Annotated in this window: 11 protein-coding genes and 1 other RNA gene; 5 read left to right on the plus strand and 7 right to left on the minus strand. The window is 59.5% G+C overall.

All coding sequences use genetic code 11. The annotated features are described in order from the left end of the window. Positions 1-4 precede the first annotated feature (4 nt). The 3 genes from rfbG to ABIE40_RS11565 form a co-directional block, all read right to left on the minus strand. Positions 5-1,075, minus strand: coding sequence for a CDP-glucose 4,6-dehydratase (gene rfbG, locus ABIE40_RS11555; RefSeq protein WP_199629267.1), 1,071 nt, complete (start codon positions 1,073-1,075; stop codon positions 5-7). After that, on the minus strand, positions 1,075-1,839 hold the full coding sequence (rfbF, locus tag ABIE40_RS11560; protein ID WP_199629148.1) for a glucose-1-phosphate cytidylyltransferase: 765 nt from the start codon (positions 1,837-1,839) through the stop codon (positions 1,075-1,077). Before rfbF ends, rfbG begins: the two co-directional genes overlap by 1 nt. Before the next feature lie 379 nt (positions 1,840-2,218). Continuing rightward, on the minus strand, positions 2,219-2,998 hold the full coding sequence (locus ABIE40_RS11565; protein WP_199629149.1) for a cephalosporin hydroxylase family protein: 780 nt from the start codon (positions 2,996-2,998) through the stop codon (positions 2,219-2,221). Positions 2,999-3,452: 454 nt separating this feature from the next. Here ABIE40_RS11565 and rfbC point away from each other — a divergent pair, with 454 nt between their 5' ends. Next, positions 3,453-3,983, plus strand: coding sequence for a dTDP-4-dehydrorhamnose 3,5-epimerase (gene rfbC, locus ABIE40_RS11570; RefSeq protein ID WP_199629150.1), 531 nt, complete (start codon positions 3,453-3,455; stop codon positions 3,981-3,983). Positions 3,984-4,145: 162 nt separating this feature from the next. Here rfbC and ABIE40_RS11575 read toward each other — a convergent pair whose 3' ends face one another. Continuing rightward, positions 4,146-4,940, minus strand: coding sequence for a thymidylate synthase (locus ABIE40_RS11575; protein ID WP_199629151.1), 795 nt, complete (start codon positions 4,938-4,940; stop codon positions 4,146-4,148). A 117-nt stretch (positions 4,941-5,057) separates the two neighbouring features. Here ABIE40_RS11575 and ssrA point away from each other — a divergent pair. The 4 genes from ssrA to ABIE40_RS11595 all read left to right on the plus strand — a co-directional run bounded on the left by ssrA (position 5,058) and on the right by ABIE40_RS11595 (position 6,611). Further along, positions 5,058-5,422: a transfer-messenger RNA gene (gene ssrA / locus ABIE40_RS11580) on the plus strand. 128 nt (positions 5,423-5,550) lie between these two features. Further along, positions 5,551-6,066 (plus strand): SspB family protein, encoded by a 516-nt coding sequence (locus ABIE40_RS11585; protein ID WP_112715387.1) that lies wholly within the window; start codon positions 5,551-5,553, stop codon positions 6,064-6,066. An 85-nt stretch (positions 6,067-6,151) separates the two neighbouring features. After that, entirely contained in the window at positions 6,152-6,343 is a 192-nt protein-coding gene (locus ABIE40_RS11590; RefSeq protein ID WP_112715389.1) for a DUF4169 family protein, read from the plus strand. 55 nt (positions 6,344-6,398) lie between these two features. Next, positions 6,399-6,611: a ribbon-helix-helix domain-containing protein gene (locus ABIE40_RS11595; protein WP_199629152.1), complete on the plus strand. Its 213-nt coding sequence runs from the start codon at positions 6,399-6,401 to the stop codon at positions 6,609-6,611. Between the two features lie 176 nt (positions 6,612-6,787). Here ABIE40_RS11595 and ABIE40_RS11600 read toward each other — a convergent pair whose 3' ends face one another. The 3 genes from ABIE40_RS11600 to ABIE40_RS11610 form a co-directional block, all read right to left on the minus strand. Next, positions 6,788-7,624 (minus strand): glycosyl transferase, encoded by an 837-nt coding sequence (locus tag ABIE40_RS11600; protein WP_199629153.1) that lies wholly within the window; start codon positions 7,622-7,624, stop codon positions 6,788-6,790. Between the two features lie 226 nt (positions 7,625-7,850). After that, positions 7,851-11,579, minus strand: coding sequence for an AsmA family protein (locus ABIE40_RS11605; RefSeq protein WP_199629154.1), 3,729 nt, complete (start codon positions 11,577-11,579; stop codon positions 7,851-7,853). 89 nt (positions 11,580-11,668) lie between these two features. Further along, positions 11,669-13,081 (minus strand): FAD-binding oxidoreductase, encoded by a 1,413-nt coding sequence (locus tag ABIE40_RS11610; RefSeq protein WP_199629155.1) that lies wholly within the window; start codon positions 13,079-13,081, stop codon positions 11,669-11,671. Positions 13,082-13,107 lie beyond the last annotated feature (26 nt).

Below are 13,107 nucleotides of genomic sequence, written 5' to 3' on the forward strand. Positions count from 1 at the left end.
GCTGTTACGCGCCTTTCATAAAAGTATCGATCTGATCTGTGACGAGTGACAGGGGCTCGCCGCCGCCACGCCAGCGGTCGTACCAGCGCGCGGTCCATTCGATTGCCTCGGTCTGGCTGAGCTTTGCCTGCCACGAAAGATAGTCCCGCGCTTTCGTCGGGTCCAGCCCGAGCGTCTGCATCTCCCGGGGCTTGTCGCTAGCAGAGCTATCGTTCCAGGTTCCCGCGACACCCATCGCCGCCTGAACATCGGAGGCAAGGCGTCCGACAGCAATCTGCGCCTCCTCAGGCGATGGCCCGAAATTGAGCGCATCGGGCACCGGTTTGCCAGCAAACAAGTCCTCGCAGAACAGGAAATAGCCATTCAGGCAATCGAGAACATGCTGCCACGGACGCGTGGCAAGCGGACTGCGGATATCGAGGACCTCGCCGGCCAAAGCGGCGCGCACGATATCCGGCACCAGCCGGTCTTCGGAATAATCCCCGCCGCCCAGAACGTTGCCGCCACGTGCCGTGGCAAGCCTGACGCCTCGCGACCGGTAAAATGAATCGCGATAGGTGGCGGTGACAATCTCAGCCGCGGCCTTCGAACCGGAATACGGATCATGTCCGCCCAGGCGATCGCTTTCGACAAAATGCCGGCCGCTTTCGTCGTTGCTGTAGACCTTGTCGGTGGTCACCACGAGTATTGCCTTGACCTCGTCGACTGTGCGGGCCGCCTCGAGAAGCCGCGCCGTGCCCATGACATTGACGTCAAACGTCTCGACAGGTTCCGCATAGCTGCGGCGTACCAGCGGCTGGGCGGCCATGTGCAAAATGATATCGGGTCTGCTACGCGCGACTGCAGCCGTGAGGCTGTCGGTGTCGCGCAGATCGGCAATCGTCTCGCCACTCAATCCGGCGCTGCCAACGAGCGCATGCAGAGAAGGCGCAGTCGACGGCGCCAGCGCATACCCGAAGACGTCTGCGCCAAGCCGCGAAAGCCACACCCGCGCCCACGTGCCCTTGAAGCCGGTATGCCCGGTGACGAGCACCCGCTTGCCGCGCCAGAAACGGCTATCCGGCAGACGGCCCATCACCAGACCTTCCATGGCGCATGGCCGCTCTGCCAGAGCTCCTCAAGCTGATTCTTGTCACGCAGCGTATCCATCGGCCGCCAGAAACCGTCATGGTTGAAGGCCATCAGCTGGCCATCACGCGCAAGACCTTCGAGCGGCGCGCCCTCGAAAGACGTATCGTCGCCGGCGATGCGATCGAGAACCGAGCGGTTGAGCACAAAGAAGCCGCCGTTGATGCGCGCATTATCGCCTGCAGGCTTTTCCATGAAACTGCGAACCTGCCCTGCATCCGTCAGCAACGCGCCATAGCGGCCGGGCGGCACGACGCTGGTAACAGTCGCTTCCTTGCCGTGGCGATGATGAAAATCGGTCAGCGCCTGAATATCGATATTGGCAACACCATCACCATAGGTCAGGCAGAACGTGTCACCGAGATAGTTGGCGACGCGCTTCACACGCCCCCCGGTCATCGACCCCTCGCCGGTCTCGACCAGTGTAACGCGCCAGGGCTCGGCCTTGGTCGAATGATAGGTCGTCTCACCGCGCTCCATATCAAAGGTCACATCCGCCGAATGCAGGATATAATTGGCGAAATATTCCTTGATCATATAGCCGCGATAGCCAAGGCAGATCACGAAGTCGTTGAAGCCATAATGGCTATAGGTCTTCATGATATGCCAAAGGATCGGCCGCCCCCCGATCTCAATCATCGGCTTCGGCCGCAAATGGCTCTCTTCGGAAATGCGGGTGCCGAAGCCGCCAGCGAGGATAACGATTTTCATGGAAGTGGCCCTGCTACCGAATGACACCAACAGCATTGACAAAAATTGAAGTGCGCTTGGCAACCAGCTTGGTTCAGCAACGCTCTCCCTGTGGCCCCGTAATTCTACATTTCCCGGCAGATTGCAATATGAGCACCATCATGTCGCAACGGCTCTGAATTCGCCAGAATGCCTCATCGACGACCTGACGAACTCGGAACTCTCATTGCTGACGAGGCCCGCCGATAGAACTACTTACGTCGAGCAACGGTTTTCCTACTGGGGACTATGCCCGGCACAGGAAAAGGCCGTCTGCGAACGTAGATGCCCTCATCCATGCCCGAAACTGTCAATGGAGTTCGGAAAAATTGAATGATGGCCGTTCGCCTGAAAGCAGAGCTTATTTAACCCGCTTAAGGAAACCTTCCGGCGCGACTGTTACCATTAGCTTGCCTTCAAGCTCAGAGTCTATTTCAAACTCAGGATGATTTGAGAGATAAGACCGGACCGCCGTCTTAGGATTATTACCGACATCCCACGGGCGATCAGAAAAGAAATTCGCGGGAAGATCCTCAACAAAAGTGTCGAACACCGCACAGTAGCAACCTGGAGTAACGAGCGGCGCGTAGGCCTCAAGTTCAGCGGCAACATGATCGTGGGTGTGCATGGAATCTAGGCACACCATAACTCTTTCAAAACCGGATGCGAACTGCCGTACCTGAGCTACTATGTCGCCCGCGATTGACGAGCCTTGCAGCATTGATATTCTGCTGGCCAGCGGATGAGCTTCGATTTCCTCGCGATTATGCTCGCGAATGTCGATATCTATCCCGAGAACCTTACGCTTAGATTGGCGCGGATCAATAACAGCCCCGGAAGTGATGGCGTCACACATATCAAGCATGGCAAGAAGCGATGCGCTGAGAATAAGCGAACCGCCGTGCGCTATGCCTGTTTCGATAATAAGGTCTGGTCGCGTGCGCCAGACGATTTCCTGCATTGCCTGTATATCCTGAGGATACTGAATAATAGGGCGGCCCAGCCAGTCGAAGTTATAGACGTATCGCCTATCCATCGACACTTCCCGCCAGCGACGTGAAAGCTGCTGAAACTCCTCATCGCCGCGATAATTCGCGATTGCAGAACGACGCTCGTTCGCAAATTGTTCAACCGGTTTCATTCGATACCCTCTTTTTCGGCTAAGAGGCTGCTCTGTCAGGCGCCTACGATTTTAGATATTTGTTCCAATACTGGTTCCGGATGAAAGTCAAACTCGTTGCGTATACGTTCAATCGAAATAGGAGGAAAACCATTCGATGGCGCATCCTGGTCAACGGAAAACGAGCAACCGGTCTCCACCGCCAGCGCGGACAACCATTGCGCATTCGTCAACTGGATACCGCTCGCTACGTTGTACAGGCGATCTGCGCCGCGGACTGCGATCTTTCGGAGCAGCGACGAGGCATCGTCCTTGCGCGCACAGTCGGTTGTACAACAATCGTAAATGACCTCTCGTTCGAACCCTCTGTATGTTATATAGCGCGGCTACATCAATCTCCGCTCTTTGGTTACTAGCTTGTCGTCGATTGACCGTATCAAAAGCAAAGCAGGTTTACCGGTAAGGTATCGCATATATGGGTCGTTTTACGCTCACGCCTACATACATGAAAGACCTCACGCTCGTCGAACGCCAGCGTCTCGGCGATGACCGCGGCTTCTTTTCCCGCTTCTTCTGCGCCGACGAACTGCCGGATTTCGGCACCGGCAGCATCGCGCAGATCAATCATACGATGACGAGGGAAAAAGGCGTCATCCGCGGCATGCATTTCCAGCGCGCTCCTCATGATGAGACCAAATTCGTGTCCTGCCTGAAGGGCGTCATCTTCGACGTCGCCGTCGATCTGCGCCCCAGATCTCCAACCTATCTGAAATGGCACGGTGAAATCCTTTCGCAAGACAATGCCCGCTCCCTATTGATCCCCGCAGGCTTCGCCCATGGTTTTCAGACCTTGAGCGAAGACTGCGAATTGATCTACCTCCACGACAAGCCGTATGCGCCGGATGCCGAAGGCGGTGTGAATCCGCTTGATCCCAAGCTCAACATCACCTGGCCCTTGCCGGTTACGCAGATGTCCGCTCGGGATAGTAGTCTTGCGTTTCTATAGCAATCGCCGCCTGCCTATAGCGACGTCTGTTCCCCCAGGTAGAAACAACTCCTTGACGGCAATCATCTAGCGCGCTGATGCGACCACTTGGGCCCTGCACCACCAATGACGGCCGGGCACTCGGGGAGAAGATGCAAATCTTGAAGTTTGGCGACGGCTCGATCAAACAGCGATCGGCGCCTTGATGCTGGCATCGGCCTCGTAGCCGACGAGCTCGAAATCCTCGAATTTGAAATCGAAGATATCCTTGACGTCGCGCTTGATCAGCATGCGTGGCAGCGGCTTCGGATCGCGCGTCAGCTGCAGTTTCGCCTGCTCGAAGTGATTGTGGTAGAGATGCGCATCGCCGAGCGTGTGGACGAAATCGCCGTATTTCAGGCCGGTCACCTGCGCCACCATCATCGTCAGCAGCGCGTAGGAAGCGATGTTGAAGGGCACGCCGAGGAAGATGTCGGCGGAGCGTTGGTAAAGCTGGCAGGAGAGCTTGCCGTCGGCGACATAGAACTGGAAGAGGCAGTGGCAGGGCGGCAGCGCCATGTTGTCGATTTCGGCCGGGTTCCAGGCCGAGACGATGTGGCGGCGCGAATTCGGGTTCTTGATAATGCCGTTCACCAAATTCGCGATCTGGTCGATATGCCCGCCGTCAGGGGCTGGCCAGGAGCGCCACTGCGCGCCGTAGACCGGGCCGAGATCGCCGTTCTCGTCGGCCCATTCGTCCCAGATCGACACGCCGTTGTCCTTGAGGTAGCCGATATTGGTCTCGCCCTTCAGGAACCAGAGCAACTCGTGGATGATCGAGCGCAGATGCAGCTTCTTGGTCGTCAGAACCGGGAAACCGTCGTTCAGGTCGAAGCGCATCTGATGGCCGAAGACCGAGCGCGTGCCGGTTCCCGTCCGGTCGCCACGGTCGGTGCCCTTGTCCATCACATGGGTCAGAAGATCGAGATATTGCTTCATGGCCGCCGCCGACTCCGTTTTAGCCTTATATTTAAGCCGTCCCCGCCGCGAAACCAACCACGCAGCATCGCTTTTCCAAGCAAAATCCTCCGATATCAACGACGCTTTTGTGACGAGCCTCTTCCCATGCCGTCAGGAAAACACTATATCAGCCTTGCCGGTCTTCGGGCCGGCTATGGCGATAAATGGGCGGTGTAATAAGCCTATTGGACCCGGGGGCGGTACCCGGCGCCTCCACCAAGAACAGCCGGATGTACGGCTGCTGTTGATGGGGGCGAAATAGGATCGACAAGGGTGTAAAGATCGACTTTTCGCTCGGCATGATACCGCCGTTATCGGGTCACAAGTGTAGTTGCAAACGACAACAACGCTAAGGAATACGCTCTCGCTGCCTAATGGCGGTGCGGGAATTCCGCTCCAAGTCCTCTAGGTTAGCCCCTTGAGGCGGGGTCCGAAGGCACCTGGCAACAGAAGCCTTCACCTTCTCCCTGCCATTGAAATCATGTATGCTTCCGTCAAGCATGACTCGGGGCAAGGCTTCCGCAGCGCGGCCGGACATGGCATATAAGCGAGCGAAAAGACTTCCGAACCAACGAAAGACAGGAAAAGCATGGGGCAGGACCACATCCGCTACGACATTCTGGCACAGGACGCGCTGCGTGGCGTCATCCGCAAGGTCTTGTCCGAAGTCGGAGCGACGGGCCGCCTTCCCGGCGACCACCACTTTTTCATCACCTTTCTGACCGGCGCTCCCGGCGTGCGCATTTCGCAGCACCTGAAGAGCAAATATCCCGAGCAGATGACCATCGTCATCCAGCACCAGTTCTGGGATCTGAAGATCACCGAATCGCTGTTCGAGATCGGCCTTTCCTTCTCCGACGTTCCCGAAAAGCTCGTCATCCCCTTCAATGCCATCCGTGGCTTCTATGATCCCTCGGTGAATTTCGAGCTGGAATTCGACGTGCCGCTCGCCGATGGCGAGGAGCTGACCGAAGCCGAGATCACCGCCTACCCCGTCGCTCCCGAAAAGAGCGAGGAAACGCCGGCGGCCAAGCCTGCCGAGGGCGGCGAGGAAAAGAAGCCCGGATCGGTCGTCTCGCTCGACGCCTTCCGCAAGAAGCAGTAACAGGAAGGGAAGCCAAGGCTTCCCTTTTTCATTCCAGCCAAGATGCATTTTGGCCGGCCGAATTCATTTCAGATCGGGGCATGCCATGAGCGCCGAAATCGTCAATCTCCGCCAGTTCAGGAAGAAGCAGGCCCGTTCGGAAAAGGACAAAGAGGCCGAGCAGAACCGCATCAGCTTCGGCCGCACCAAGGCCGAGAAGCAGTTGACCAAGGCGCTGAACGACAAGGCGGAGAAGACCCATAGCCAGGGCCGGATCGAGAAGGACAAGGACGAATAGGCCCGTTGCCGATCGCCCTGCTCTGTCCGTTTAATCAAGCCAGCAAGTCCCGCCGATGATCCGCAAGCATTCCGCAACGCTTCACGGCCACCGCACCAGCTTCACTCTCGAAGACGAATTCTGGGCCGAACTGAAGGCGATCGCCACCGCCCGCGCAATCCCGCTCGCCGCACTGATTTCAGAGATCGACGATAGCCGCGCCGCCGACAGCAACCTCTCCTCGGCGCTGCGCCTGCACGTGCTTGCCTGGCTCAAGAACAGCAGATGATGGCAGCCTTTTGGCGAGGTCATTGCCGCGCCCGTGAGCGCCCGGCAATGACCCCTTGATGGCTAGGTTCGGGTAACCACCCGATTTCAGCTTATGCAATTTAGAGCAGAGCAAAACTTGGACGTTAGGACAGCAACCATGTCCTTCTGGGCAGCAGTCGCCGCCTAGCGGCTGATTTACTCACGCCAATGTTCTTTTACCCACGGCGTAGGGCGTATAAAATGGCGCAAATGTGAGAATATGGAATCCCCTTTGCGCGCAGTCTTATTAAAGGTTTGAGAGAGGTGCTCGCGTATATTGTCCGACTTTCCCTTGTATCGACCGGCAATGGCATGCTCTGGTCGTAGTCCTCGCGGAAATATCACAACCTTCGCAGTCGATGGCAATCGTGGGCTCAAGAAATAGTTAAGTGGAAGCGGCCAACGGCAGTCCTGCCGGAAATGCAAGACCCACCGCCGTGGAAAGAATTTCTTACCCCCCGGGGCGTTCCTTGTGACAAACCGCTGTTCGAACCGGTACTCATCAGCAACGCCTTGAGGATTGGCATAAAACTTCTGCTGCAACGGCACGAGCTTGCCGACAGGAAATCGGAAAAGAGACGTTTGGCCAAGTCTTTCAAAGGGAGTAGTTTGGTTGCGCGCCATAACGATGTCGTCGGCTCCGCCTACCTCAAAGAAGTTGTCTAACGAGCCAACAATGACAACATCGAGATCCAAGAAAAGGACGCTGCCCTTTAGCGTTCCAAGAGTTGCACCCCACAGCCTAGATTTGTTCCAGATACCGGGGGTGTTGACTGGCAAGCTTTCTATGCCCAGAGGCGGCAAATCTTCGCATAGAATTGCAGGGTGCAGACCCTCACGATTGTCAGTGAAACATGTGAAGGTGAATGGAGGCGTGATGTTGCGTGCCACCATTGCATAAAGCCGGTTGATATAGCTGGAGCCGAACCTTGTACCCCAATTGATACAAATGACCTGCTTTACGCCATTGCTGCCGTCTAGAATGCCTGTCATTTCCACTCCGTAAGATCTCAAGCGATTTCGTCTCGCTGACTAGCAGCGCTTGGGCATCCTGTGAAGGGCAGGGCATAGAACTTCCCATAGGCATTGAAGGCTCTAGCCTGGAAATAGCCTAATTACTGCTGAATTGGTCCATTCGGCAGCCTATCAAAGTTCGGCATCCCGGACTTGTCCGAAGGACGTAAATCGCTGGTCGATTGTGGAAAGCGGCCTATCCGGCTTATTGCGGAATGCCGGCGCCGGGCATGGTGTTGAAATTCAGACCGTTGCCGCCTGTCGGTGCCTGGCCCTGGCTGCTGTTCTGCTGAGCCGCACGCCGTTGTGCTTCGGCCTCCGCCGCGGCCTTGGCGTCGGCAGCAGCCTTCGCATCCGCCTCGGCCTTCGCCCTGACTTCCGCTTCCGCCTTCTGTTTCGCAGCCGCTTCGGCGAGCGCTCGCAGGCGTTCTTCCTCGGCCTTGCGCTCCGCCTCGATCGCCGCCGCCTTGGCGCGTTCGGCGTCGTTGAACTTGTAGAGAGCCACTTCGCGGCGCAGGCGCTGTTTTTCGAGCACGTTGGCCTGCAGGCGCTCGACGCGGCGGCGTTCACGTTCGAAGGCGCGCAGCGATAGGTATCCGGTGATATCGGTCACGTCCATGGTGCGGCCAGGCGATGCCAGCAGACCGGAGAAATCGAGCCTGAGTGCAGGGTCGGCGCCGGAAAGTGCGTCGTTGCCGGGGTTGAAGCCGATATTCAGCGAGGCGTTGATGCGCTCCTGCGGCAGGTCGATCTGCGCGTTGCCGGTCACCTTGGCGAGGTCGTTGGATACGGTGACGTTCTGAACCCGGAGCATGCCATCCGTGATGTTGAACGGAATGCCGAGCGGCGGCAGCTTCGCCTCGCCGTTGTTCAGCAGCGTCTCGACGATCGGATGCACCTTACCGGCATTCAGCTGGTCCTGCATCGGATCGGTGGCCGAGAGCAGCGGCGCCAGGATCGCCAGATTGAGGCCACGCACGCTGGTTTCGCCAAGCCGCATCTCGCCAGAGCCGGTCATCGAGCTCGCCAGTTCCGTCATCGACTTGCCGGATGCCTCGGAGCTCAACGACAGACCGAACTTGCCGTTGGCAATCGGCGCCCCGTCGCGCGACCAGACGACGCCGCCGAGATCGGCATCGGCGAGCGCCAGCTTGGTCTGGAAGAAGCCGGTACCGTCGGCATTGGTGAAGAGCAGGTTGCCGGAAAGCTTGCCGCCATCCCAGGTGCCCTGCATGTCGTTCAGCTGCAGCTCGTCGCCCTTATAGGCGATGTTGCTGGCGAAATCGCTGACGGCGCCTGACCAGCCGGGCCAGAACTGCTGAGCCGAGAGCTTCAGGTTGACGTCCATATCCTTGAAGACCGGCTGTCCGAGACCCTGGGTCGTCAGGTTACCGGTCGCAGGATCGGTCATCGGCCCATAGACGGCCTCGCCGAGCCAGATCGCATCGGCGCGGTCGAGCGCCAGCTCCCCGCTCGCCGTGGTCTTGTTCGCTGCCCTGTCGACCGCCAGCGAGCCGGCGAACTTGTTGTCGGCAGCATGGCCCTTCAGGTCCGCGAATGTGATCTTGCCGCTATCGATCGTCGCCGTCGTCTGCAGGCCGAACGGCAGTCCGGTGCCGAGTTGCGGCAGCGCGATGCCGTTCATGATCAGGTAGGGATCGAGATCGGCGCTCTCCAGGGACACGCCGACCTGGCCGTTCATGAAGGTATCGGGACGCACATCGACCTTGCCATTGGCGGTAAACGACGTGCGGTCGGTCGCAAAGGCCAGCGAGGCATCGGCGGGATCGGTGCCGTTGACCTGCACCTTCAGCGACAGCCTGCCATTGGCATCGGCTTCCACCGGAAGCGGATCGAGACCGGCCTGGCCGAACAGCACAGAGGTCGTGGCATTTTCGAGCGTCGCTTCGAGGCTGGTCGTCCCCTTGCCGGTCAGCGCCAGAAGATCGGACATGCGGTAATCGAGATTGACGCGGCTGCCGTTGGAAACACCGGCGAGCGTCAGCGTCAGCCCGTCATTCTGGTCGCCGCCGAGCGTGAGCGCACCGCGCAGCGCGGTATTGGTGTACCAGGCGGAATTGCGCACCAGCCGGTCCATGACGGGATGCTGTGGCAGATGCTCCTTCAGCATGGTGAAGAACGGTCCGGGATCGGCCGACTTGAAGGTGATCTCGCCGGAACCCTTGTAGTCGAGCAGCGAGCCCTCGGCGCGGCCGGTCGCGGTCAGCTCGGCGCCCGCAAAATTCTTCACCGCCAGCTTTTCGACGGCAAGCGCGCCATCGGCAATGGTGAAGCTCGTCTCGACATTCGACGCCTCGACGCCGAAGGCCGTAAACTTGTCGGCCTTCAGCTGCGCGGTGATCTTATGATCGAGCACATTGTCGCCGGCGTCCTGGCCGGTGAAGAGGCCGGTCAGCGCCCTCAGGGCATCGAGATCCAGCGCGTCGCCGTTCAAAGCCACATTGAGTGAAGGCGTCTGGTCCTTGGGCGCCAGCCGTTCCACCCTGCCCTTCAGCGTCGCGGGGCCGACGGCGATCTCCAGATTGTCGAAACTCTGCTTCTGATGCGTCAGGCTGACATCGGCGGAAAAACCTGCCTGCCGCAGCTGGCGGATCGCCGGATCGACGGAACCGGCAAGCCAGGAGGCAAGGCCGCTCGGCTGATTGGAGGCAACGGTCACCTGGCCGTTGAACGACGGCTGGCCGCGTAGCGCAAGCCGCCCCTTGCCTTCCACCTGCGTACGCCCCGGCAGCGTGCCGACGGCATCGTCGATCGTCCAGCCGTCACCGGCCGGCTGCAGATCGAGCTGCACGTCGCGGATCGTCGTATCGCCGGCAACGATAGCCGGCAGGCGCACGCTTGCCTTGCCCGGCACCTGCGGGATTGGCACCTGCGCCACGATATTGATCAGCGAGTTGAGGCGCTGGCGGGCCGAAAGGCCGGGATCGCGCGCCGTCTTGCCGCCCGCGCCCTGATTGCCGATGCGGTTGACGTCGATCTGCTGGCCGTTGGCGATCAGCAGGAATTCCGGCGCGCTGCCGGTATCGAGCGTCGCCTCCCCGGTGATTACATAAGGGTCGTCGGCCGAGCCGACTTCCAGCCGGTATTCGGGAACGCGGATGCGCTCGTTGGTCAGTTCGAAACGGCCCTTGACGCGCGGCGGCGGCAGCGTCTTGTCATTCTTGCTCTGCCCGCGGTTCTCGATCGCTGCCGACATCGTGCCCTGATAGTTCGGCTTGCGGTCGACGAGCTTCAGCTCGCCATCGAGATCTACGCTGACAGGATGCTGGTCGGGAACGAGGCGGGTGCGCACCTTCAGGACGCCGTTTTCATCCGGCTGGCCGCTGGCGATCGAAAAGCTGCCATGCTCGCCATCGAGCGTGGCGTCACCATCGATGCGCCATGGACCGGCGAGCGACTTTGCCGACATCTCCGCATTCAGGCCGGTGATGTTGCGCGAACGGCCGGACTGGTCGTCGATGAACTGCACGTCGCCGCCGCTGACGTGGACATTTTCGAGCACCACGGTCTTGGCCGGAATTTCCGCCTGGCTGCCGCGCATCCAGTCGAGCGTTCCGTCCTTCAGCAGCCGCAGCCGCACCTTCGGATTGACGACGCGCATGTCGAAGATCAGCGCTTCGCCAGAGAGAAATGGCGCGAGCTCGGCATCCATGGAGAACTGCTCAACCTGAACGATCGGCTGGCCATCCGGCTCCTGGCCGACGCGCACGTCATGCATGGTCACCGACGGAAACGGCAGTAGCCGCGCATCGACGGTGCCGTGCACGGTGACCTTCTTGCCGATGATCTGGCTTGCCTGATCCTCGAAATTCTTGCGAAAGTCCGTCCAGTCGATGAATAGCGGTGCGAGTAGTGCCACAAAGAGCACTACGACGATCACTCCCCCTAGAAAGACGAGGAACCGGCCTACCAAATCAAGGATTCTCCATTCGGGATTCTGTTGCCGACACTACTGTTATTCATGCCGGTAGCAAGGCCGAAGATCATGAGATTATTCCGTTTTCAGCCGAGGTGAAAAATCTTGCCCGGGTTGAAGATATTGTCCGGATCGAGCGAGCGCTTGACCTGGCGCATCAGATCGACGGTGCCGCCGAGCTCCTCTTGAAGAAACGACATCTTGCCTTGTCCGATCCCGTGTTCCCCGGTGCATGTTCCATCCATTGCCAGCGCCCGTGCATTGAGCCGCGAGACGAAATTCTCGACGCCGGCAACACCTTCCGCGCTCTTGTCGTCGAACAACACTAGGACATGGAAGTTCCCGTCGCCCGCATGCCCGACGATCATCGCCAGCAAGCCGTGCGCCTCGATATCCGCCTGCGTCTCCGTGATGCAATCCGCCAGCCGGGAGATAGGAACACAAACATCCGTCGAAAGTGCGGCAAGCTCGGGCGCCAGCGCCCGCGAGGCCCAATAGGCGTTGTGGCGGGCCTTCCAGAGCTTGGCGCGCTCCTCGGCATTGACGGTCCAGACAAACTCCCCGCCTCCGCATTCTGCGGCGATTTCGGCAAACTGTTGCGATTGCAGCGCGACCGTCTCGTCCGTGCCGTGGAATTCGAGGAAGAGCGTCGGCGTCTCCTGGTAGCTGAGGTTCGAATAGGCGTTGCAGCACTTGATCTGTAGCGCGTCGAGAAGCTCGATGCGGGCGACCGGAATGCCCATCTGGATGGTCATGATGACGGCATCGCAGGCAGCCTTGATGGTCGGGAACGGGCACACACCGCCGCCGATCTTCTGCGGTATCCCCTGCAGCCTCAGCGTCACCGACGTGAGGATGCCAAGCGTGCCCTCCGAGCCGACGAAGAGCCGCGTCATGTCGTATCCGGCCGAGGATTTGCGAGCGCGCCGCGCGGTGCGGATCTCCTCGCCATTGGCGGTCACCGCGGTAACGGACAACACGTTGTCCTTCATCGTGCCGTAGCGCACCGCATTGGTGCCCGAAGCGCGCGTCGAGGCCATGCCGCCGATCGAGGCGTTGGCGCCGGGATCGATCGGGAAGAACAGGCCGGTATCGCGGAGGTAAACGTTGAGCTCCTCGCGGGTGATGCCAGGCTCGACAGTGCAGTCGAGATCCTCGGCATTGACTTCGAGAACGCGGTTCATCCGGCTGAAATCGATGGAAATGCCGCCGGAGGGCGCATTGACCTGGCCTTCGAGCGACGAGCCCGTGCCGAAGCCGATGACGGGAACCTTGTGCTCGGCGCAAACCCTGACCGCGGCTTTCACATCGTCCGCCGTCTCGGCAAACAGCACGCCGTCGGGCAGCTGCGCCGGAATGTAGGTGGTCGTATGGGCGTGTTGCGCGCGGAAGGATTCGCCGGTCTGGAAACGCTCGCCGAAACTCTGCTTCAGGATGCCCAGAACGGCAGAGATCCCTGCCTCGTTGCGCAATCCAGCCTTCGCATCCTTGAGAGCCATCCCGTTGATCTCCAATACGTTCTACC

This window comes from Rhizobium sp. OAE497 (assembly GCF_040546565.1).
Taxonomy (GTDB): Bacteria; Pseudomonadota; Alphaproteobacteria; order Rhizobiales; family Rhizobiaceae; genus Rhizobium.